Below are 23,776 nucleotides of genomic sequence, written 5' to 3'. Positions count from 1 at the left end.
TTCGCCGTGTGGCAAGCGCGGGCGATGCTACTCGATGTTCTCGTAGGCGGTGAGCACCGGCACCAGGTTGAAGTCCTGGAAGATGAAGCCGATGTTCTTGCCGCGGAAGTCGGCCGCGGCGCGGCGGTCGAGCGTCGAGATGTCGGTGCCCAGCACGGTCAGCTTGCCGGAGGTCGGGTGGTCGAGGCAGCCGATCATGTTCAGCAGGCTGCTCTTGCCGCTGCCCGAGGGACCGACGAAGGCGACGAACGACGCTGGCTCGATGACAAAGTCTGCGCCCTTGATGGCGTGCACCTCGACTTCGCTTGCGCGGTAGGTCTTGGTCAGGCCTTCTGCGATGACAAGACTCATGGGGTTCTCCTAGGGAACTTCGCTCCGGACAGCATGACCACGCACTACTCCCGTTCCAGTTCGAGGTAGGTGCGACTGGCGTTGCCCGGCATCAGATCGGCCGCGTTCATCAGGCGCATCCACGGCCTTGCGTTGAAGGCCTTGGCCGCCGCACTGATGTCCTGGCCGTCGTCAACTGCTTTCTTCATGTGCGTCCGGAGCGCCATCAGGTAGTCGCGGGTGTCGGCCTGCGCGGTCGCCAGATCGGTCACGCGGCCGTGGCCCGGCACGATGCGTGCTGGTGCGAGACGCTCGATCTCGGCAAAGGTGGCAAGCCATGGTTTGGTCTGACTCACCGGGATCACTCCCAGCAAGCGGTCGACATAGACCACGTCACCGCTGAACAGCACGCGCGATTGCGGCAGCCACACGAGCATGTCGCCCGGGGTGTGCGCGCCGCCGCGATGCCTGAACTCGAAGGTCACGCCACCCAGGTCCAGCCTTTCATCGGTGCCCGTGATCCAGCGGTCCGGCAGTGTCGGTAAGGTGCCGTCCATCCCTTCGCCCAACGCCGCGCGCAGCGCGTCCACATGGTCGTTGCCGCGGTTGCGCAGGTCGGGCTCGCCCTTCGCGTGGGCGATCAACTGCGCGCCCTGGGCCTTGAAGTAGCCATTGCCGAGCCAGCGGTGGTCCTGGCCACCGGTATTGATGACCCACTTCAGCGGTTGCGACGTGAGCTTGCGCACCGCCTCGTGGATACGCTGGGCGCCGCGGGCCGTGGCGCCGCTGTCGATCAGGACCGCACCGCCAGGCGTAACCACGAGCCCGATGTTGGCGTTCAGCCCTTGGTTCGCCGTTGTGCGGCCGCCGAGGTCGCCGATGTGCGCGTAGACGCCTTCGGCTACGCGCTCGAAGCGCACTTCCTGTGCGTGGGCCGTCGTGGGCAGCGCAAGCCAGATGCAGCATGTTGCGAGCAGGCCGGTGAGACGGAGCCAGTTCGCCGGACCAACGGCCCAGATGCGGTTCATGAAGGCACGCACGGGTAGTTCACTTCAGGCGCGTCTTCAGGATGGCTTCGACATCCGCGGCAGACCAGGTGCCCTTGACACCCTGCGGCGTGCCCGGTCCAGCGGGGAAGCTCACTAGATCGACGCTGCTGCCGTCGGCGCGCTTGTGCAAGTGGTGGCCATCGATGAGCACGACCACGGGCACATGGCCCGTCACGCCTACGGCCTGAAGTCGTTTCTCGCCAGCCGGCGTCTCCATGTCGATCTCGACCACCTTCAATCGGGTGCTCTGCGCGGCCAGCCGCTCGCGCAGCGGCTTGAGCGCGGACTGCACCGGCGGGTGGGCGAAGGCGATGATCTCGACGACGGGCTGGGCTGCACGGGCCACAGAAAGCATCGTGAGCGAGGCCCCGGCCGCCGCCAGGGCGGCGATCCAGCGTCGACGGGTGTGAAGTGGGTGGTTCATGGCGGGCGATCTCACTTGCAGTTGTTGTGGAGCTTCCACTTTTCTTCATGGCCCATGGCCTTGGCGAAGTCGGGCACCTTGCAGCGCTCGGTTTCGGCCGCATCCACGGCAGGCGAGGCCGCGGCCGGCACGGCGGTAGGGGCAACCGCGCGGGCGTAGGGATCGTTGGCCGCCACGTGGCTGGTCCAGGCCCCGACGACGCCGATGAAGGCCAGCACCACGGCCGCATGCGCCCAGCTGCCGCCAGCACCGCGTGCCGGCTCGAACTCGCACACACCGCCCGGACAAAGCTGCGCCTGGTCCTTGTTGAACCAGTTGTAGACCTTGCAGCCGATGCAGATGCCGAAGGCCGTCTCGAAGAACAGCAGCACCAGGCAGGCCGCGCAGACGATCAGGTTGATCGGCCCGATGACATGCTTGATCACGACCAGGTACAACATCACCACCGCCAGCACGAAGCCGATCGCCCACGCGAATCGCTTCTGCGGTGCGCCGACGTATTCGGGCTGCTGCTTGCGCACCATCCACTGCCCCAGGATCAGGCTGGGCGCGAACTTCGGGTTGACGAAGATGCGCAGCGTGAAGTCGATCAGGAAGGCCACCACGAAGACCCGGGTTGGCTGGAAGTTGCCGATCAGCCAGGCGTTCATGAACGACACGATGGCGAAGAAGAAGACGATGCCGGCGGCAGCGCGCACAGCGCGCTCGTTGAGCACCGGCACGGAGTAGCCGTCGAGGCGCTCTCCGAACGAAAAGATGGCAGACATGCTGGGATCACCCCGGGGTGTGTGGACCTGCCAGCATTGAAACCGCTGCAAGGTGCCGGCCAAATGGCGGCGGTCGAGGGAATTGCATCGCCAGCTTGCGTTTTGATCGCATGCAACACTGCGATACAAAACTCGCCGTGGCCGAGCACACCGCTCGGCGACGCTATCGTCATGGACCCCAAAGACAGCATCCTGATCGTCGATGACGACCCCGAGATTCGCCAGTTGCTTGTGGACTACCTGGCGCGCAACGGCTTCGATGCCAAGCCGGCTGGCAGTGGCCGGGAGATGTGGCAGGTGCTCGACAAGCACGCCATCGACCTGGTGGTGCTCGACCTGATGCTGCCTGACACCGACGGCCTGGTGCTGTGCCGCGACCTGCGGGCCAAGTCCAACGTGCCGGTGTTGATGCTCACCGCGCGCGGCGAGGAGACCGACCGCATCCTCGGCATCGAGATGGGCGCGGACGACTACCTGGTCAAGCCCTTCAGCCCACGTGAGCTGCTGGCGCGCATCAAGGGCATCCTGCGCCGCACGCGTTCGCTTCCGCCCAACCTGAAGCCGGACACCCAGCGTTGCCTGGCCTTCGCCGGCTGGAAGCTTGACACGGCGACTCGCGTGCTGACGGGCGCCGATGGCGTGGCCACCCCGTTGTCGGGTGCCGAGTACCGTCTGCTGCGCATCTTGCTGGATCACCCCAACCGGGTGCTCAACCGCGACCAGTTGGTCGAACTCATCCATGGCCGCGAGGCTGAGCCCTATGACCGCGCGATCGACGTGCAGATCAGTCGACTTCGCCAGCGATTGCAGGACACCGGGCGCGAGTCCGGACTAATCAAGACGGTGCGCGGAGAAGGCTACGTACTGGCTGCCGCCGTGGAGGGTCTGCCCTCATGCGATTGATGCTCGCCAAACTGCTGCCGCGCTCGCTGTCCGGCCGCATGACGCTGATCCTGGTGCTCGGCCTGTTGGCCGCGCAGTTCGCCAGCCTGCTGCTGCACCTGCAGGAGCGCGCCGCGATGCTGGCCGACGGTCATGTGCACCCGGGCATGCCCGCGCTCGAAGCGCTGCCGCTGCGCTTCATCTGGCACGTCTCTATCACGCTCGCGGTGGTCATCATCGTGTCGCTGGTGGCGGTACGCTGGGCGACCAAGCCGCTGCAGCAGATGGCGACGGCCGCGAAGGCGTTTGCGCACGACCTGGATGCTGCCCCGCTGCCCGTGAGCGGCCCGACCGAAGTGCGACGCGCGGCCGAGGCCTTCAACTTCATGCAGCATCGCCTGCGCCAACTGGTGGTGGAGCGCGGGCGCGCGCTGGCCGCCGTATCACACGACCTGCGTACGCCGCTCACCCGCATGCGGCTGCGCGCGGAGCTGGTCGACGATCCAAACCTGCAGGACAAGCTGAATGCCGACATCGACGCCATGCAGGGCATGGTCAACAGCGTGCTGGCCTACCTGCGCGGTCTGGAGGATGCCGAGCCGATCCAGCCGATCAACATGGAGGCGCTGCTGTCGAGCATCGTCGAGGACGAGCAGGCACTCGGGCGCCAGGTGCGCCTGGAAGAAACTCCACCCAGACACGCGACGCCAGCGCCCTATGCCGGCAAGCTGTCGGTCCTGAAGCGTGCAGTGACCAACCTGATCGACAACGCGGTGGCACATGGCAAGAACGTGACCGTGCAGATCGAAGACTCCGCGGCGGCGCTGCGCGTGGTGATCGAAGATGACGGGCCTGGGATTCCGGAAGCCGACCTGGCCCGAGTCACCGAGCCCTTCGTTCGCCTGGACGCGTCGCGCAGTCTGGACACCGGGGGTGTGGGGCTCGGTTTGGCGATCGTGCGGGACGCGGCGGCGTACCACGGCGGGACCCTCGCCCTGGCGAACAGGGTCGGCGGCGGTTTGCGTGCGATGCTGGATCTGCCGCGCGCCAAGTGATCGCGCTGCTCGTGCAATGTGGGACACGAGGCTGGGAATCTGTAGCAGTGCGCAGACAGCCTTGGTCGGAACCCCTGTTTCCCACCGTGCAACGGCCGGCCATATTGCTGACGGTCACCAACTTCCGCAAATGGCCGGCTGCTGCCGAATCGGTAGCTGCGGTCAGCAGCCCTTCAACTTAGGGGGCGACCTGAAGCGTCGATCCGTCGCGGCGCCGCCCAACCGCGGCCGACAGCTGTCCGGTGCGCACTCGAGAACCCGGAGCCGGCCATGAGGGGACCTTGGCGAAGGTCGGCTTTGTGGAACGGTTGAAGTACCAGCAGCGAAATACGACGCGTACGCGCACCTTCTATGGGGCGTGCCGGGGCTGCGCTTCACTCTGAGCGCCAACGAGATCCTGGCCACGCGACCCACCAATCCTCCGTGCAGCGGTTGACGTGGCAGGCCCATGTGGTCGGCGGAATCCGAGCCAGCCAACGGCTGTCCGACGATGAGATCCTAAGGCCGCGGAAATGCAGCTGGCGGCAGGGCTCGCACGGCCACGGCCGCTCCGCCGCTCCAGCCTGATTCGCGAAGTGCTGACGGCTTGCGGCGCCACAGATCGACTGCTGGCCGAAACCGGCCGGCGCGCCTCGGCATATTTACGGACTGCGGCACTGCGAAGTGCTGGCAAGATTGCGCCTTTGGCCGATCGGGGAAGAACATGGCTAACGCCATTGAGCAGTTGCGCCGCGTCCTTTCTTCGGTGCCTGTCGTCACCGCGGCCCTGGCCCGTCCGGGTCTGCCGCCGGACGAGTTGAGGTTCACCCTCGAACTCGCTGCCGCCGGCGACCTGGCGGGCCTCCGCGACCGAATCGAACGCCTGCTTGCCAGCGACCGGTTCCTGCTCCAGCCGCTCGAGGTGGGTCAGGCCAGCGCCGGCCGCTTCCACGTGCTGCGCTTTCCGACGCTGGAGCGCGTGTTTCCGCAGCAGGACCTGTTCGACATCGGCTATGAACTGGGGGACCAGCTCGGCCTGGTCAGCGCCGAGCCGGACCTGGGCATCCAGGTCTTCCGCGACCCGACGCCATCCCAGCCAGGACCGGTGGCGGAGTCCACCGTCCTCAGCTCGCTATGCTGGGCTGATGGGCAGGCGCCGGGGGATGCGCTCTGGGCCGTCAAACTGACGAAGCTCGATCTCGCCTGGAGGGTCGGGCAGGGTGAGGGCGTGCTGGTGGGCCACCCGGACACGGGCATTACGTCCCATGCCGAGCTGGCGGGTGACATGTTCGACCTCGAGCGTGCCGCGGACATCATGGACGGCGACGCCGATCCGACCGATCCGCTGACGCCCGGCACGGCCAATCCGGGCCACGGAACGTCGACTGCCAGCGTCCTGGCCAGCCGGTCGGCGGGTCGGATCCAGGGTGCCGCGCCTGCGGCGCGGATCGTGCCGATCCGCTGCATCGACGACGTCAAGGTCTTCAATACCGCCCCGGTGGCCGCGGCGATCGCGCACGCGGTCGAGCAGGGCTGCCACGTGATCTCCATGAGCCTGGGCGGAATCGCCGGGCGTGCCATGCACGCGGCGATACAGGACGCCGTCGACCGCGACGTCATCGTCGTTGCGGCCGCCGGCAACTGCGTGGGGCTTGTCGTCTGGCCGGCCCGCTACGCGGAGGTCATCGCGGCCGGCGGCACCGGGCCGACCGATCTCCCCTGGAAGGGCAGCTCGCGCGGTTCCCGCGTTGCTCTCTCAGCCCCGGCCGAGTTCGTCTGGCGGGCGGACAGGGCCTCCGACGGCGATCCGCTGGACAAGGTGTCGGCCAGCCAGGGCACCTCCTATGCCACCGCGATGATCGCCGGCGCGGCGGCCGTGTGGCTGTCCCGGCACGGACGCGACGAGGTCATCGAGGAAGCGCGACGTCGCGGCATCACGGTCGCGCGGCTGTTCAAGATCGCGGTGACGGCCACTGCACGCACGCCGGGCGACTGGGACTTCGACTTTGGCGCCGGCATCCTTGACGCCGAGAAGCTGGTGAATCTGGCGCTTGGTGAGATTCCGCAGGGTGCCGTCGAGGCCGCCGAATCCGACGAGGGTGATTCGGAGCTGTTGCTTGAGCAGTTCGGGCCCGGGGCGCACGACGCCACGTTCCCGATGGATCGCTTCCAAGCAGAGATCTCGGCGATCGCCGTGTCGCAGGCGAAGTTCGATCAGCAACTGTCCGGGCTCACGGTCGAGGCCAAGACCGAAGGAACACAGCCTTCACGTCGTCTGCGTGATGCGGTGAAAGGCTCGCATGACCGAAGGCTGCGCCGCTTTGGCCAGGCATCCTCCGCTTCGGTGTCGAGACCTCTGCTGCCCGCACCGGAGATGGATATCACCGGGCTGAAGCTCGCGCTGCCCTCCGGTGCGATGCCTGAAACGGCGCTCGGCGCCGACGCGATCGAGTCGGCGCGCCTGTACCTCCAGGGTGACGGCGGCAGTGAGCTCGAGCAGACCGTTCGCAGGATCGTGCAGACCACTTCCGCGCCTTCGGCCGAGCGCGACTTCGTTCTCGACTCCGTGCACAGCTTCGTTGACGAGATGCGCACGGGCGTGGTTCGGTCGCCGCAGGGCCGTCTGGGTCTGGAGGCGCTCATCCTGCTCAAGGGCCGACCCGCGCTGCGCGTACGCCAGGGGGACGTCGACGAGGAGGATCCGCGCGCCGAGCAGTGGGGTGCGCCCATCTATATGCTCAAGTCGAACTCGCGCTTCAAGGAGCGCATGGACGCTGTCGGCCGCATCGACCTCGACGGCGTCCACCTGGGCACCGGCTACGTCGTCGGTGATGGTCTCGTGCTCACCAACCGGCACGTCTTGCAGCTGATCGCGTATCCGACGCCGCAGCGGAACCGGCCCGCGCAGTGGGTTCTCAAGGATGGCCAGTGCTGCATCGACTTCGCGGAAGAGCCGTCGGCGCAGACCACGGCAAGCAAGTTCAGCATCCTCGAGGTCGTGCAGGCCGGCCCGCTGCACATCAACTTTGAGGCGATCGATCTGAAGAAAGCGGACTTCGCGCTGTTGCGGGTGGAGGGCAGGAGCTTGTCCGGGAACAACGCGTTGCCGGTGCCGCTGGAGCTCTCCCGCACGGTGGGATGGATGGACCCCGACAAGCCGGTCGCGATCGTGGGCTACCCGGCGCGCCAGGCGACGCTTCCGCGGGCGCCGGACGGGAGCGTGGACCGCCATGGCCTTGACCGGCTGCAGGCCCTCTTCGGCGCCGACTACGGCACCAAGTTTTTCTCGCCCGGCAGGGTGAAGGTCTCGCCCGCCGAAGTGCCCATCACCTCGTTCCACGACGCCACGACACTGGGCGGCAGTTCGGGCTCGCTGGTTGCAACCATCGACGCTCCGCTGCGTGCCGTGGGCCTGCACTTCGGTGGCGCCTGGCGCAGCGAGAACTACGCGCACAGCCTGGCGCAACTGCGCGCTCAGGGGTTCCTGAACGTGGCCGGGATCAACTGGAAGCCTTGATGGCGACAGGCAACCACGAAGACGACCTGGTCCGCCTGGCCGCGGCGGTGAAGAGCCGTGAGCGGTTCGAGGAGATCTTCGACCAGGTCCGCACGCCCGGCACGTCGCTTCCGTTCAAGGTGCTGGCGCTGCTCGATGCACAGCAGCCCTACCTGAAGTCGTACCACCACGCCAGAGAGATCGGATTCCTGGACGCGCTCCTGGGCCACCTCCTGCATGCGCAGGTGCTGGACCTGGAACTGCTCGCAGCGCCTGGTACGGCGCCGCTGAGCGTCACGGCGCAAGTCCAGGCCGTAATGAGGCCCGACATCGGCTTCATGAACATGGCCGTCGAGATCAATGGCAAGGTGATTGCGAGCCGGCGTCTCTGCTGCATCACGGTCCTCAAAGCCGATCTCGCCACGCCGCACGCAGCCGGCACCGGGTTCCTGGTCGGCCCGCAGATCGTGCTGACGAGCGGACATCTGCTGGATGAGCTGCTGGACGCCGCCGGTCAGCCTGTGGATAAGAGCAGCAAGCGCATCCGCGTCGCCTTCGACCAGATCGACGGATTGAGCGCCGGTACTGTGGTGCCGGTGCAGGAGAGATGGCTCGTCGACCGTCGCGGCTTGCACCCGCTGGAGGCGGAGCATCAGGTCCTGAACTGGGAAGATCCGCCGGAAGCCGGGTTCGACGAGCACCTGGACTTCGCGCTGGTGCGCCTGTCCCGCGCTGTAGGCTACGAACGGGGCTTCTATGCGCTCGACCCCGCCCGGATGCCCGTTGTTACCGCGGTTGGCGGGATGGTGGCGCTGCTGCAGCATCCTGCCGGCGCTCCGCAATCATCGGCACCCGGGGCCGCGATCCGCCTATGGCCGCCGACCTTCAAGTCCAGGATGCTCCACAACGCGAACTCGGCGGAAGGATCCTCGGGCGGGCTGCTGGTGGATAGCGAGTTCCAGCCGGTCGGCCTGCACCAGTGCACGTACAAGGATGCGCAGAGCAAGCCCGTGTGCAACGGCGCCATCCCGACGGCGTGCATCGCCGGCCTGAAGCTGCCCCTGTCCGACGTGCTGGGCCTGGACCCGGTGTGGAAGACCAAGGAGACCGACGAGCCGGTGATAGGACGCGAGGATTTCCAGTCGAGCGTGCTGGAGGCGCTCGAAGGCCAGACGCGCATCCTGACCGTGGCCGGCGCGTCCCGCATGGGGCGCAGTTTCACGACCAGGATCCTGCGGGAGATGCTGGGGATCGCCGAGCACCAGGTGGTGGAGATGTCCGCGTCCAGGATCGCGGTGACCGCACGCGACACCGCGATGGCGATCCTGGCGGAGATCGGCGGGGCAGCTGCCGGCGCGACCCTGCCGGATGCGAACGAAGCCGACTCGGCACAGCCTGCGTGGATCGCGCAGGAGCTGCTGCCCGCGTTCAAGCGTGCTGTGGTTGCGGCCGCGTCGCAACGCATCATCTGGCTGGTCATCGACGACCTCGACCGCTACCCGGTCGCCAACACGTCCACCCGTGTGTTCCTCGAGTCTGTGTATTCAGGCATCGCGGGGATACCGAGCCTTCGCGTCGTGCTCATCGGCTTCCAGGGGGCGGTGCCAGGTGCTCTGCCGAAGCAGGTGCGGGCGGAGATCCTGCGGGAGTTCAGCGTGCCCGAGCTGATGCAGTACATCGACCGCGAATCCACTGCCTGCGGGATCGCGCGCCTTCCCGGCCGGTCGCGGAGTCTCGCGGATGAGTTGCTCCAGGACGTTCCCATCGCGGTCAACGGATCACGCCAGGCTGAACTGGCGTTGCGAGCCACCGTTGTGGCGAGGCGGGAAGGATGACGGACACCTCGCCCGGGCAAGGCCGAGAACGCGATGCGGCGTGGCGCGCGCGTGGGATCGCGGCCACCCTGGGCGAGTTCGATCCGACCCAGCTGCTTGATCCCACCAAGGAAGACGACCTCGCCTATCTGGGGAAGCTCGCGACCGACTGCGACGAAGTCGTGAGGGACGGGAGGATCCGCTGGATCCTGAAACCCGCAGTCCGGTCCCGCGTGTTCGCGGAAGTTGCGCGCGATGAACTGCTGCAGCTGATCGAAGAGATCCGACCGGCAGAGGGCGACGAGCTTGGGCGGCAGCTCCAGGACGTCCTGCGCAATGGACAGACCGCGGTCCGTACCACGTCCACCGGTCTCGGCCTGGCGCGCAACGTCTTGCGGTTCCTGGGTCCCACACTGGGCACGCAGGCCGTGGACAGGGAAGCGCAACGGGTTGACCTCGTGCTGTCGCGTCACGATGTCGATCAGGCCGTGCAGGTGCTGCTGCCACGCCGACTGGTGGGCCGGATCACTGAGCTGAAGAAGTTGTGGTGGTATGTACGGGCGACGTCAGGAGTCTCGACCGAGGACATCTTCTGGATCACGGGCGTAGGCGGCAGCGGCAAGTCCGCGCTGCTGGGCGAGTTCGCCCGCAGGTTGCGCGGTGAGGACTGGAGCGGGATCCCGGTCCTGCAACTGGACTTCGACCGCCCGGCGTTCTATCGCGGCACGCTCACCACGCTGATGATGGAGCTCTCTCGTCAGCTCGAACTGTGCTTCCCGGCCATGCAGCCCGAGCTGTCCGCCTACCGCCGCGCGGCGAGATCGGGCGCTTCGGCCACGGCATCCCTGGATTACTCGAACTTCGAGGCGGTTCAGAGTCGCGAGCACCAGGCATCCTCGGCCTGGCAGTTCGAGATGCGCGATCACCTGCCGATCGACAGCAAGCTGGTGCTAATCCTCGACACCGCGGAAGAGATCGGACTCTCGAGCGAGTTCGACCTCGAGGGACTGCGCAGCTGGCTGCGACAGTTGCGCACGAGGGAGGGCCTGCCGAACCTGCGGGTGGTGTTGAGTGGTCGTGCGTTCCACGCCGACCAACTGGCACTCGTTCCAGCCGAGCAACAACTCGAGCTGGGGGACCTGGAGCACGACGACGCGGTCGCTCTGCTGGAGTCGTCGCTGGAGCTGAAGGGTGTTCCGGGCGATCTCCCGCTCAAGGAGTTGGTGGAGATGCTGGGCGGGAATCCGCTTTCGTTGAAGATCCTTGCCAGCCATCTGGCGGAAGGCGGTGATGAGGCTGCTCGCGAACTGCTGGACGACCGCTCCGGTTTCGACAGACGCTTCGCCCAGGCCTTCCTGTATCGACGGATACTCGGCCGGTTGCGCGCGGAGGATCAGGATCTCGTGAAGCTCGCCCACCCGGGCTTGCTGCTGCGCCGGGTGACCCCATACCTGATCCAGCACGTGCTCGCAGCGCCCTGCGAGTTGGGGAACCTGGACGAGTCCCGCTCGCGCTCGCTGTTTAAGCAGCTGGCTGGCCAGGTGTGGCTGGTGCAGCGCACGGCCAATCCCGATGTGGTGATCCACCGCCGCGACCTGCGGCGCCTCATGCTGCAAGCCATGACGGCGGCAGACAACGTGCGCGCGCTTGCCATACACCAGGCGGCGGCCGACTACTACAGGCAGGGGCGCGATCCATTCATGACGCGCCAGGAGCAGGCCGTCGAAAGCCACTACCACGCCCTGTTCGCACCCGATGCGGCGGTTGTCCCGGATCTGGACTTGCTCGAGGCAGTGGCGCGCACGCTTGGCGAGGATCTGGATACGGTGCCGGTGCAGGCGCGTGCGCGCATCAAGCTGGCACTCGGTCGCCAACTCTCGACCGCCGAACAGCAGGTGCTGTCTAGAACGGACTTCGCTCTGTACCGCAGAGCGCGGGACCGCGAGGAGTTCAAGCTGAGAGGCGTGACCAGCCCACCTCTCCTGTCTTCTGATGAGCGGCCAGTGTTGCGTGATGTGGGCGACCCGAGCGAGATTGAGTTCGATCTGCAGGCGACGTTCGAAAGAGGCGACCTGCGCGCCGTCGCCCGCAAGGCTTCAACCTCCGTGGTCTCCTTCGCCAAGTCACTACAGCGCGGCGAAGTGGACAACGTCGCCGACTTGACGGAGTCGGAGGTTTGGCGCGCCGCGATCGCCAGCATGGGGCGCAAAGACTTCGTCAAGGCGCTGCTGGAGACGCTGCCCGAAGTGCAGATGGAGGGTTGGGGCCGTTCCGCGGGCGGCAGGTCACGCTCCAGGCTGACCGGTGAAGACATGTACCGGATGCTGTTCCGCCTGCACGGCGCGGACTGCCCGCCTCATCCCAGCTCTGAGCCTTCGTACCGCTCGTCTCGCCTCTCCCAGACGCAAGACCTGCGCCGCTTCCAACTCATAGACGAGCCGGGAGATGCACTCATCGAGGTTCCCGTCCGCCTGCTCCGGGACCTCGCGACGGACTTTGTGGACTTCTTTGCGGGCAGCACGCGCGGAGAGGTCATCTCTGCCGATACGCAGGCTCAGGCTGACCTGGCACTGCTGCGCAAGTGGCGCGACGGCGGCGCCCCCGTGACCCTGAGCGACCTGGACCGGCTCGGAAACAGCGAAGGCAGCCTGTTGGCGACGAAGGCCGCGGACCTACCGCGTCAAGTGAAGGACATTCTTGTAGGCCGCATGCCAGAGATCCATGTACTAGTACGGGTGGCGGCACGCAAATGCCCCCCGAAGGTCCTGGCGGACTTCGCGGCAGAAGCCGCCAGGAATCCGCTGTGGCCTGTCGAGCTCGGCCCATCGCAACTGCGCAAGAACCTGGATGCCGAGCGGGAACGCTGGACTTCCACGCTGATCACGGTCGCGGACCGCTTCGGGCTTCTGCGCCGCTTCATGGACTGGCTGGAAGACCGCAGTCGACTGAAGGGCAGGCCGCTGATGCTGCTGCGCACCGTGCGCGACTACGAACTGCGTTTGCGGCAATTCATCTGACCGCGGTGTTTCGATCGGCCCGGTCGGTCGAAGCTAGGCCTGCGACTGCGATCCGATCGTCCTCACGCTTCGCCCTGCAGGGCTGCAACGATGGCTAGATCAACAGTTGGCCAATGTCCGGTGTCCGGCGCTCGATCTGACAAGGCGAATGTCGCTGATGGGTCGGATCGAGCCGACCTGGCTTGAAGAAGCGGTCGGTCGTCGGGCACGACTGCGAATGTCAGCTACCTGCTGACTCGTCGTGTTGGCACTCCCGGCCACAAGCAGCCAGGCGCGAAGGGCGGCTTCCTTCAGGGACATCTAAGATCATCAAGACGCACGCGGAGAGTGTGCATCTACCTTGGCAGTCCGTCGTGAAAGGCGACGACGACTACTTGGGGCTGCCTCAGCTTCGACATATGCTCGCGTCGATCAATCAGAAGGAGCTCGACGTGTCCTTGCCGGGCTCTCGCGGCAGTATTCGCGCAGACAACATGAATTGTAGAAGTTTGAGGCCGCACATGTCAGTCAATAGCTGCCACCTAACCGCGGCACTTGACCCGGCATACTGGGGCCCATCTGCATGGCCCAGGGTATGCGGAGGTAAAGCCACTATCGGCAGCCACAGGAGCGCCATGACGCAAGTCGAATTGCTTCAAGGATGCGTCGCTAAAACGCGCCGCACAATGTACCGATGTGCCGCGAGTTGCCAAAGCGCAGCGAGTGCATGATCCGGCTGTCCGATGACACCGCCATGCGAGCATCTATTGGGCCGCCGCGACCTAGCGCTCGACATGCTGCGCCTGCGCTGAAAACCGAGACCGTTTGCTCTAGTTCTCGTCCATACTTCATTGTCCGACTGAGATATCAGAAGAATGAGTATCAAGTCACCAGCAACTATTGAGGTTAAGGCGACATTGCGCCACGACGTAGACGCTCTACGCGCCCTTGTCGCTGACTACCAAGTCGAGCGTGCGACAAACGCTTTGATGGACTACTGTCGAAGGTATGAGAGGTCTAGACAGAACGATGCGATCTTGCTTACCTCGCGCTGGACTCGCTTAACCGACGCTCGCCGCCGTCTTGGCGACACCGAGTTACTTCGCGCCGACACCAACGCTTTGCTGGTCGATATTCTCGAGATGCTTGACGAGTTGGAGCGATCAGTTTCGACTAGGGACAATCATCACTTGGCTCTGTTGGGGGCGGAAACGATTGAAGCGGTACCTCGAAAGCCGTACCTTGAAGCTCGGAACGAAGCGCGCCTATTAGCGAAAGCCGACAAATCCAAAAGTGACGCCTGCGAATGCCACCATTTGCAATACGGACGTCGATCACTGCATGGAATATTCGAACTGCACTGCGATGCTCTTTCGTTCCGGCTGGGAACCGTGACGGCAGTGATCGGCGCGAACGCGGCTGGCAAAACCACTCTTCTCAACCTTCTTGCCGGGGAGTTAGCACCAGACCGCGGGTTCATAAGGTACCCCTTCGATCCTACCTGCCAAAGCTGGTACGAGAAGAAGGGGCGCATTGCCTATGTGCGGCAACATCCCGAGCCTTGGAAGGGCCGGTTGATCGACAACCTACGCTTCGAATCGGCCTGTCATGGCCGTCGCGGCAGTAGCGTGCAGAACGACGTGGACTTTGTCCTCCACCGGTTGCGTCTGGAACCCTATGCGGAGTCCAACTGGCTCAGTCTGTCTGGTGGCTACCGTACACGCTTTGAGTTGGCACGAGCGCTGCTCCGTGAGCCGGCCCTGTTGCTGCTGGACGAGCCACTCGCACATTTGGATATGGATGCTGCCGAGAACTTTCTCCAAGATGTGGCTGAACTTTCTGCTTGGCCCGAGCAGCCTGTGGCGGTTGTCATAAGCTCGCAGCATGTCTTTGAAGTCGAAGCAATCGCTCATCAGGTTGTTCTGTTGCGCAATGGGGGCGCACAGTCAGCGCAACTCGCGACCGGGGGGACGTTTTTCGAGCTCGCCGCCGACGTAGAAGTTCAGAGGTTGACCCAATTGCTGCAACGGATCGGAAGCGTTCATCAAATTGATCGGCGGGGTGTGTTTCGCGTGGCGCTTGAAGGTACGCATAGCACGTCGCATGTATTGGAGGCGTTGCTCACTGGAGGCATCAACATACGCTACTTCCGAGATATCACGTCTTCAGCGCGACGACTAATGTGACGTGCAAAGTGAGATGAGACGATTTCAGGCTTGGCTGATGAGTCGTTGGCCAGAAGCGGTGGTCAGTCACGGCTCGATACTGGTGGTCGTCGCTCTGCTCTTCATGCTGGCCACTCTGGCTCGCGCTTGGTGGGGACCGTACCTCCTGCCGGAATTGACTGCACGGCTGGGGGAGTTCGGTGCCCAGATGTTGACGGGCCTTGTTTTGCTCGGTGCGTGGTTATTGCTTCCGCGCCCTTACGACTTTGCACTTCGCCATGGACGGCGCAACTTGCGAGTGGAATATGCTGACTTGGCATTCTGTGCAACAGGAGTAGCAATGCTGTTGATGGCGCCATTTCTGGCATGGCAGCTGACCGCTTGGAAAGTCTCCAACGAGATCAGTCTCAATTCTCTTCGGGCCGATGTAAACGTATTGCGCGAGGCTTGGGAACTGCGTCAATCTCCACCCATGTTGGATAGAAATAACTCTCCGTGGGACAGTACGCATTTTGAGTTGCTCTCGAAGGCGTATCCGAGTTCGGCTCTAGACCAGCAGAACGACCAACGATTGGAGCGATTGCTGGATACCGCTTCGCTCTTTGACGCTCTTGAACAATTGCGGGCTCGCTACAAATCCGCGCACTCCGACGAGAGAAGCGCCACGTCGTGCTCAACGGCTGTGGCACATGCGGTGACGATCTCGCGGGCGTTAGCCGATCCTTGGATGCCCGGCGCAGTTTTGCCTGCTGGTGCACATATGGAGCGCTTCTTCTTTGGCGACGATGCAGACCAAGAAGCGGAGCGTGCGATCCAATCCTTCTTGGATAGAAATGGAGTTCCCGTCGTAGGGAGGTCGCTGTTTTTTGGTCGCGGTGGGTACAGGGAGAAGACTGACGCGTTGTGGAGTAAACCTACAGATTGCCTAGAAGTATCTGGACCGATGACGGTGCTCGTCCTAGCGTTGCAGTACCACGGCTCAATCCTTCATCCTGCTACGCACCACGGAGTTCAGCTCATCATTGGCTTGATCGGTGCTAGTTCTCTCGCCGCGGTCTATCTACTTCGAAGTCAAGTCCGAACTGCATCGCTGGTGCTTGCATTGATGTTCGCGGCCATCGCCGCGCTGAGGGAGCCCCTGGCAGTGCTTGGAACGCTAGCGGTGCTAAGTATGCTCGCTGCGGGACGAGCGCGAGTGTCGCCGATCCGTTTCAGGCAGTTTCGTAAGCGTTGGCGGTCAGACCTGCGTTGGCTGTTGATTGCACCGATTATTGTTGGGCTGGCTGTCGTGAGCACATACTATTCAGAGTGGAGCTTTGTGGATAACCAGATCAGTTGGCAACCGAGGATTCGCATGTATGCCTTTGCAGCGGCAATGGCTGCGTACGTCTTGGCCCTACCATTGCTGCGTCAAGCCTACGACAAAGCGCGCAGCATTCCTTCTTGATCATTGGTTTGCGAACCTCTATGCCATGACAACAGCATTCGTTGATGCGGTATATGAAATGGTCGCTGCAGGCCGACTGCGCGATGCCATTGACACGGTCGCAGCCGTAGCCCGCGCCGAACCTACCTCGCGTAGCGAAGCGACTCTTCTGATGGCTGCTTATCAGCGAGCAATGCGCGGACGGCGTAGCGGCCTTGTAGAGGGCGACTCTGAAATTCGTCGCCTGGAGGCCTGGGCACTTGAGTTCGCCGAGCTGCTAGTACGTCGGTCGCCGCAGAAGCTCCCGTTTGAGCAAGTACCGGTAGATGTCCCGGTCGAAGACGCGCTACCTTTGGAGAAGATACTGGGGGGCGACAATCTGCGGAATGTGGCGTGGCTTCGGCGTGGGCTGGAGTGCGCTCGTTCCGTATGCCGAGTTGTCACAACGTCGGGGCTGGGGACCGGTTTTCTAACGCAGGGCATTCTACTTACAAATCATCACGTGCTCCCATCCCCGTTGACGGCAACTGAAGCTGTCGCCGAGTTCAACTTTGAGGTGTATGCGCCTACAGCAATGCCCGAGGTCCATCGTTACGCGCTCGACGCAAGTCGCTTTTGGACTGACGCTAGGTTAGATGCCACTTTGGTCGGCTTGCGGAGCGATGGCATTGCCGGCACCCCCGATCGTTGGGAAGGGCTCGTGCTGGAGTCAAAAGCTTCGCCCAAACCAGGGGATCACGTTTCGATCATTCAGCACCCTGGTGGCGGGCCGAAGCAACTCGCCTGCACCGCCAACCAAGTGGTCAATGTTTACGATCATCGTCTGCAATACCTGACTGATACGCTCCCTGGCTCTAGCGGGGCCCCTGTATTCGACGATGCTTGGCGTGTGATCGCGATTCATCGTGCAGGTGGCAATCTCAAAACCAACGACCGTGGAGATACACGCTATGTAAACGAAGGAGTGCTTGTGTCGGCATTGCTTTCGCTAATGGGATCTGCCGGACTATCCATCTCAACTACATAGTCTGGCCCTGGGCTTGCCTGACGTTCATCGGCCGGGCTTTGTGCCCGGAGTTTCCACTTCTCGCGCTCTTGGGTGTGGAAGCGCCAGCTCTGACTAGACTCAACCGCTGCCGCAAGCCAACGCAGGTGGGACGTATGTCGGGGGGCCATACTGAAGAAACTTCGACAGCGTGGTCGCACGCTGGCACCTGTTAGTGCCCGAAGTCAATTCCGACGAACCGGCGAAGTGCGGCACCATCGAGCAGTGCCTACTCACGCCTCACCATACTGATCGTTCTGGTCTATGGCCACTGCGCATGTTGCTCCATGAGGATGGCGGTGCAGGCAGTTTGCCAGGTTCAAGCTTGATCTGCGAAGTTCTAGGGCAGGAGGGCAATTTGGCAAGTCGAATCGTTGGGCTCGTTGCGGTCGGAGTTGACGCTACAGGCGTACTCACGAACCTGGCAGGTGCGGCATCGGGAGCCACCCAGATCGCCCAATGGCTTCGTGACCAGAGTGCGATTGGTGTGACTAGCGTCATCAGGGAGCTTACCGATTCAGCTGGCCAGGCAGTGTCGGCACACGACGTTCAGGACGCCGTTCGGACAATGGTCGATCGTGGGGACCTAGACTCCTTGATTCTGTAATTCGCGGGACACGGTCTCGTGAAGGCGGGATTCGCCGAGCAGGTCTTGCTTTCTGACGTCGCGAGGCACAAAGATGAAGCGATCGCGATCACGCCGACCGCATTGAACCTCGCCTACTCTCGCGTCCCGCACGTGATCGTCATATCGGACGCGTGTCGAAATGCTGTCGATCCGTTCGGTCCGCTCGGAACGGTTTCCGGCAGTCCGGCATATGACCGTCCAGGCATCATCGTCGGGATCAAGAAATCGAAAGTCGATGTCTTCTATGCTACGACGCCCTCTCAGACTGCCAAGGAGTTCAAGGGGGAGGGATTCTTCACCAAGATCCTGCTGGAGGCGCTGACCAATCCTCCTCCCGACGTTCGCGATGTTTGCCGGACGTTTCAAGTTCAGCCGCAGTCGTGCCTTCGTGGGCCCCTTGAGACCTACTTGAGCTCCGAGATCCCATTGCGGGCAGCCAAAGAGAGTCCGTCCTTCGACCAGACGCCGGATTTCACAGTGACCTCCCGAAAGCCACTCTCTTTTGGCTATGCGCAGGCGCAGGCAGACACCGGAGTGGCGATTGCGCGAGAGCCGTCAGAAGACGCCCTCGAAACGATCGATTTGCCTCAGAGCATGAAGGATCTGCGCATCCGCCCGCACGACAATCCGTTGTCAAAGAACGCGGTGCTCGATCGCCTTGCCGTCGCAGTTAGATCGCTCACGTTCGACCCGGACAAGCTGGCGTCTTTGGTGCGAGACGCCGGCCTGACCGAGAGTGTTGACGAACATGTCGGGGGCGAACGAGGGCGACAGAGCTTCGAAACCGCGACCGGGTACAGCGTCGTGGGCGATGAAGTATCCAACGTTCTGCTCTCGGGCGGTCTAGAAGGCGAAGTCACTATGGCGACCGCGAACCGACATGGCACCGATGTGAGGTTGTACCCGCCAACTCGCCGCGTCCCTTCGGGTCAACGTGGATCAGTAGTGCTTGTCTTCAAGAGCGGAACACTTAGCGTGCTTCCGATCTTGCCAGGCTGCATCGGGACATTGCATCTTCGCGACGGAAGATTGGTGTCGCGTTCGTTCGAGATGTCAGCACAACTATCAAGGAACGCGGGCTCCGGCGACACCGAACTCCGAAACATCTCCATGCGCCGTGCATTGGCCGCTGCGCTCTCGTCGACGGGAAATCTCCGGCGCCTTGGTCGAGCAGCAGGCGACTCCTGCGCGCCCTTCATTCGCATGAGCAAGCGGGCCGATCCCACACTCGGTATCTATTCGGCGTATGCCTACGCGCTGGCGGGCAATAGCAAGGGAGCGAGGTCAGTATTCGATTGGATGCGGCACTATCGGTCTTTGTGGAACGCGGAAGGATTGCCCGCAGTTCCTGTTCCTTTCGATGTGGCAATGCTCGCCGGCCGGTTGTCCAAGCGAGTTGCCTGGGATCGACCTCGCATCGCACCGTTCTGTCCAATGATGAGCTTGGGTTGGAGCGTGATGAACTCGTTTCCGCCCACGAGTGCAATTCACGATGCAATCTTGGCTGCCGGGAAGCATCGACTGAATGCTGAGTGGACGACGTTTCGTCGCTCCGACGTGGGATCAATGCTCAATGCCCTTTTGCGAGGAGAGATCAAGTGAGAATCGTCTTCGTGCTCGGGCGCGCCCAAGATAAGAAGATCCCAGCAGAACTGGAACGAGCATGGACAAACGCTGCAGTCAATGGAATGCTTGCGGCCGGCCTCCCTCCGCTTCCGAAGTGGGATGTCGCGTTCCCATACTATGGTGATCTGCTGTTCGACCTCACCGAGCAAGCTCCCCGAGAGGTATTCAAGGCCTTGGTCGATCGTGGCGCTGAAGCCTCTGCACCTTCCGCAGAGGAACAGCAGTTTACGCAGGACATCATTCTGCAGATGGCTCAGTCTAAGGGAATTGCACCAGAGCAGATCGCTGACGAGGCGAATCTGGAGGTCGTCGACAGAGCAATTCAGAACTGGAAGATTGTCCTCGCCGCATTGCGGCTTCTTGATCGAGTTCGAGGTGTGGGCCAGGCATCCATTCAGCTTGCGACCCGGGATGTTTGATACTACTTGAGTCGCAAAGGAATTCGATCTCAGATTGACGCGTTAGTCGATGCAGCGATTCCGCGGGAAGAGCCCTGCGTCGTGGTATCGCACTCCCTAGGTACTATTGTCGCGTACAACGTCTTGATGAATCGTGCGGGACGGGCGAACGTCAAGGCGCTGATCACCATCGGATCGCCTCTCGGAATCAATGCGGTGTATTCGCGCCTACCATCTGATACGCCTCCGCGTAAAGCGCCGGAGGGTGTTGCAACCTGGTTCAATGGACGGGGTGCTCAGGACGTGGTCGCGTTGTACGAGATCGGTGCTGACGTGTATCGCGGGTCACCCGCCGTCACGAACTACAGTGGCGCCGAAAATGGGAGCGGCAAGCAGCACGGGATAGTCGAGTACCTTTTGGATAGGACTATCGCCAAGGCCATTTATGAGGGGGTCACCGCAGCGTCAGACTAGCATCTGCGCGCAATCAAGCCCGGCGGGCCCTCGTCGTACGTTGACGCGAAAGCGTTTGATGGCGATGGCCGCAGTAGTCCGTCAGCGCAGATCATAAGGCTCGAGGAATGCGACGCGAATGCGGTTGGCCCGCCTGCACCTTCGGACTTCCTATGCATCGACTGAGTTCGAACCGCTGAACGCGATCGCGCTTTCAGGAGGTTCAGCCGCAAGGCGCGCCGAAACGCAATGGCGCGGCGAGCAACCCGCCGGCCTCACGTCGGAGTCTCGACGCATCGCATGTTGCTCAACTTGCTCTGCATCGGTTGTTGATCGGCACGTCCCTAAGGCGGCGCATTGCTCCGAGGTCGATCCCGTGCAGGCCGGCGACTGACATTCGGGAACGTCTGCTTTGAGGCTTCGAGTCGGTACGCGTGTACGTCCACTTCGGGTCGGGAGTACCAGTTCGCCGTTGGAGGCAGCGGTCGTTCGGTCCAACTTGGCGAGTCTCGGCCGCACCCGACGTCGGCTGCACATCCATGAGCGGTCATCCCGCAGGCGCGATCGGCGCCGAGCCGATGACTGCAACGTGGCAGTCACCGTAAGTCGAGGCCGCAGCGACCACCGACCGCAACCGATGCAAAGCGTGCGTGCCAATTCCGGTGGACCCAGAGGTCGAGTGTCACCGTTAAGCTCGGATCGCTTATGTCCGGAGCAGCCAAGCATAGTCGGAACCGGCCTCTTCCGAAGGCGAGCCGTTTACGTGAAGGAGCATTGTCATGTATTCGGCTTCACGGTAGCGGGAAGCGCCGTATCGACGGGCATGGCTAATCGTGAGGCTGTTACGCGCGCGTGTCATCGCAACGTAGAGAAGGCGACGCTCTTCCTCTACTTCCTCGGGTGTGCGCTTGCGCCCGGGGATGGAACTTTGTGCGGCACGAATGATGAAAACCTCGTCAAACTGCAGGCCCTTCGAGCCGTGCATCGTAGTCAACGTCACCGGCGCATCGCTGCGGCTTCTCCGCGCGCGGTCGACGACATCCAATCGCTGGGAAAGGGTGCCCTGCAGGCCAGTCATGGTCTCTTTTGCGGCGATCAAGCGACTGCAGATCACCCGGAGCCAGTCGTTGCTGAATTTCCCACTCTCAGTAAGCGCCGCGCTCAGTTCCTGAACGACAGAGTCGATGACGGCATCGATAGTCACGTTGTCACGCGGCGGTATCGGAAAACTCACTGCGTCGAGCAACCCTTCGAGCCAGTCCATGGCGAGGCGAGTGCGTGTGGAAATCGCCTGATGCATTTGGACCTCATTAAATGCCATGTACACCCGGCGGCCGGCGGCGAGCTTGCGTAGGACCTCCAGTTCCGACCCGTGCGTGCCATACGCATGCAGTGCGTGCTCAAGACCGATTTGATGGGTATCAGGTTCGGCGATGGCACGAAGAACAGACAACGCGATCGAGCACTCGTTTTCGTCCCAGAAGGAATTGCACGCCAGCCGGCGGAAGTCCACTCGGCCAGTTAGCGCGGGTTGAATATCGACCAGTGACTTCCTGTTTCTAGCGATCACTGCCACGGTCTTTGCGCCCCTATCGAGCGCCTGCTGAATGAGCTTGGTCACCGTGCCATGCTCAGCGCCATCGACGTCGAAGACGATCTGCCGCACCGTCCCGCCGGGCCCGCGATCGGGATTGAGTTCCTTCGTGATTCGCAACTGATTCTTCTTGATCACAGCACCAGCCCAATCCAGGATCTCCTGCTTGCATCGGAAGTTGACCGTGAACACCATCTCCTTGGGGCGAAGCGCAACCTTGAAGGTCTGAAACGCGCGATAGCCGAGCGCGTTGCGGAAGCGGTAGATCGACTGGTCATCATCGCCGACAACATCGATGCGGCTCCACTGCGCCAACCCGAGAATCAGCTGCAGCTGCACTTCGTCGACGTCCTGGAATTCATCCACGAGAATGTGGTCGGCCACCAGGAGACGGTGACCGCGCTTGACGTATTCCAGGGCGGTCAACAGAACGCGATTGAGGTCGAAGACCCCGTGCGCGCGCAGGCGCTCCTCGTAGAGGTCGACGACCTCCCTTCTCTTCTGCGCAAGGGCGACTGCCTTGCGCTTGCCCTTGTCACTCGCGGGAAGTCGCTGCGCTTCGACGAGGCCGAAGGGATCGCTGACGCGGGTGTAGGCATCCTCGAACCACCTGAGCGTCTCATCGTTCGGTTCGACGCCACATGCCTCGAGGGCCTTCTCGCGCTGAATCCTTGCCTCACCGCTTCTCATGATCTTTCGTGCAGCGAGGGGGGAGTCAGCGAGTTGCTTCAAGGCCTTGATCACGAGACTGTGAAACGTCCCCACTTTGCAGCGATGGCGTTGTGTACGACTCATGTCCTTGTGAGCGCTGCGTTTCAGGCTTTCAGCGGCTTCGCGGGTGAAGGTGACGCCTATCACCGACTTGGGGACGACAACGATGTTGTGCATCTTTCCGACGATCGCTGTGCTCTTGCCGGAGCCCGGGATTGCAACGACCATGCAATGCCGATTCAGTTCTTGCGCGAAGGGTTGTTGTTCAGGGGTCAGTTTCACACTCAGCCTCCAGACTTTCTTGCTCCAGGCACGACCCATGGCATGTGTCCGCCCTCGCGGCTCGCGACATGGGTCAGCGGAAAACAGGCGCGCCGATGCCGTCACGCCGGCGTGCAACGCCGAGCGCGGAATGAATGGACAGCTTCGGAAGCGCGACTACCGCGGTGCGGCGTCAGGGACCAAAGAGTTGGTCCGCGCAACGTGCGGTCAGGCGCGCGGAGGGCGACGCAGTCGCTTCGGCTCGCACGATTCCCACGTGCGATCCGACAAGGGTTCCGGTTCCAGCACTGCCACGAGCGACGCGACCCTGTGGAGGCCGGAGAACATCAGCACCAGCACGATTACCGGTGCCAAGAGAAGCCATGCGGCGACCAGCAACAGCGACGCACCGGCGCTTAACAAGTCCACGCCGATGAGCGCCGATGCCCCAAGCGCCAGCATCATGAGCAGCCATGCAGCTCGCGAGTTCATGAACGCCATGGTCCCTTGGCGTAGGCGACAGCAGTCAGAAGTGCGGGCACAAATCTCCCTCCACAACCGCTGACAAAGCCGGTAGGGCCAGTCGCATGCAGCTGATTGATGGGCAGGCAGAAGCGCGGTCGACATCGAGTCCACAATAGCATGCCGAAGGGCGGGCAATTGCCCGGCAAAGGAGT

16 protein-coding genes are annotated in these 23,776 nt (G+C 63.0%); 10 read left to right on the top strand and 6 right to left on the bottom strand.

Annotation, left to right across the window (positions count from 1 at the left end):
• Positions 1–27: 27 nt before the first annotated feature.
• From HZ992_RS16735 to HZ992_RS16720, 4 genes are read right to left on the bottom strand one after another with little or no spacing between them, the layout of a single operon-like run.
• Entirely contained in the window at positions 28–351 is a 324-nt protein-coding gene (locus HZ992_RS16735; protein ID WP_209382964.1) for an ABC transporter ATP-binding protein, read from the bottom strand.
• Positions 352–395: 44 nt separating this feature from the next.
• Entirely contained in the window at positions 396–1,358 is a 963-nt protein-coding gene (locus tag HZ992_RS16730) for an MBL fold metallo-hydrolase (RefSeq protein WP_209382963.1), read from the bottom strand.
• A 19-nt stretch (positions 1,359–1,377) separates the two neighbouring features.
• The gene (locus HZ992_RS16725; protein WP_209382962.1) at positions 1,378–1,803 is read right to left on the bottom strand and encodes a hypothetical protein; all 426 of its coding nucleotides are present in this window, start codon (positions 1,801–1,803) and stop codon (positions 1,378–1,380) included.
• Between the two features lie 11 nt (positions 1,804–1,814).
• A complete protein-coding gene (locus HZ992_RS16720; protein ID WP_209382961.1) occupies positions 1,815–2,570 on the bottom strand; it encodes a DUF4395 domain-containing protein in 756 nt (251 codons plus the stop codon).
• Between the two features lie 171 nt (positions 2,571–2,741).
• Between HZ992_RS16720 and HZ992_RS16715 the strand changes: the two genes are divergently transcribed.
• The 10 genes from HZ992_RS16715 (at position 2,742) to HZ992_RS16670 (ending at position 20,101) form a co-directional block, all read left to right on the top strand.
• On the top strand, positions 2,742–3,473 hold the full coding sequence (locus HZ992_RS16715; protein ID WP_209387207.1) for a response regulator: 732 nt from the start codon (positions 2,742–2,744) through the stop codon (positions 3,471–3,473).
• 38 nt (positions 3,474–3,511) lie between these two features.
• On the top strand, positions 3,512–4,507 hold the full coding sequence (locus HZ992_RS16710) for an ATP-binding protein (protein WP_209382960.1): 996 nt from the start codon (positions 3,512–3,514) through the stop codon (positions 4,505–4,507).
• A 703-nt stretch (positions 4,508–5,210) separates the two neighbouring features.
• Positions 5,211–8,003, top strand: a complete 2,793-nt coding sequence (locus HZ992_RS16705) for a S8 family serine peptidase (protein WP_245213071.1) — start codon at positions 5,211–5,213, stop codon at positions 8,001–8,003.
• Positions 8,003–9,817, top strand: coding sequence for a trypsin-like serine peptidase (locus HZ992_RS16700; protein ID WP_209382959.1), 1,815 nt, complete (start codon positions 8,003–8,005; stop codon positions 9,815–9,817). Before HZ992_RS16705 ends, HZ992_RS16700 begins: the two co-directional genes overlap by 1 nt.
• A complete protein-coding gene (locus tag HZ992_RS16695; RefSeq protein WP_209382958.1) occupies positions 9,814–12,813 on the top strand; it encodes an ATP-binding protein in 3,000 nt (999 codons plus the stop codon). Before HZ992_RS16700 ends, HZ992_RS16695 begins: the two co-directional genes overlap by 4 nt.
• 854 nt (positions 12,814–13,667) lie before the next feature.
• Positions 13,668–14,978, top strand: coding sequence for an ATP-binding cassette domain-containing protein (locus HZ992_RS16690; RefSeq protein ID WP_371816744.1), 1,311 nt, complete (start codon positions 13,668–13,670; stop codon positions 14,976–14,978).
• Positions 14,979–14,991: 13 nt separating this feature from the next.
• Positions 14,992–16,404: a hypothetical protein gene (locus HZ992_RS16685; RefSeq protein WP_209382956.1), complete on the top strand. Its 1,413-nt coding sequence runs from the start codon at positions 14,992–14,994 to the stop codon at positions 16,402–16,404.
• Between the two features lie 25 nt (positions 16,405–16,429).
• Complete coding sequence (locus tag HZ992_RS16680; protein WP_209382955.1) at positions 16,430–17,410, top strand: trypsin-like serine peptidase; 981 nt, start codon at positions 16,430–16,432, stop codon at positions 17,408–17,410.
• Positions 17,411–18,053: 643 nt separating this feature from the next.
• Entirely contained in the window at positions 18,054–19,658 is a 1,605-nt protein-coding gene (locus tag HZ992_RS16675; RefSeq protein WP_209382954.1) for a hypothetical protein, read from the top strand.
• Positions 19,655–20,101 carry a hypothetical protein gene (locus tag HZ992_RS16670; protein WP_209382953.1) on the top strand — a complete coding sequence of 149 codons (447 nt, stop codon included), beginning with the start codon at positions 19,655–19,657 and terminating at the stop codon, positions 20,099–20,101. Before HZ992_RS16675 ends, HZ992_RS16670 begins: the two co-directional genes overlap by 4 nt.
• Positions 20,102–21,236: 1,135 nt before the next feature.
• On the opposite strand, the gene HZ992_RS16665 is transcribed toward HZ992_RS16670, so the two are convergent.
• Together HZ992_RS16665 and HZ992_RS16660 are read right to left on the bottom strand one after the other, a co-directional pair.
• A complete protein-coding gene (locus HZ992_RS16665; RefSeq protein WP_209382952.1) occupies positions 21,237–23,120 on the bottom strand; it encodes a UvrD-helicase domain-containing protein in 1,884 nt (627 codons plus the stop codon).
• 207 nt (positions 23,121–23,327) lie between these two features.
• Positions 23,328–23,600 (bottom strand): hypothetical protein, encoded by a 273-nt coding sequence (locus HZ992_RS16660; RefSeq protein WP_209382951.1) that lies wholly within the window; start codon positions 23,598–23,600, stop codon positions 23,328–23,330.
• Positions 23,601–23,776 lie beyond the last annotated feature (176 nt).

Source organism: Rhizobacter sp. AJA081-3 (assembly GCF_017795745.1).
Taxonomy (GTDB): domain Bacteria; phylum Pseudomonadota; class Gammaproteobacteria; order Burkholderiales; family Burkholderiaceae_C; genus Piscinibacter.
The sequence above is the reverse complement of the archived record's forward strand: the minus strand, read 5'-3'. Positions and strand labels throughout refer to the sequence as shown.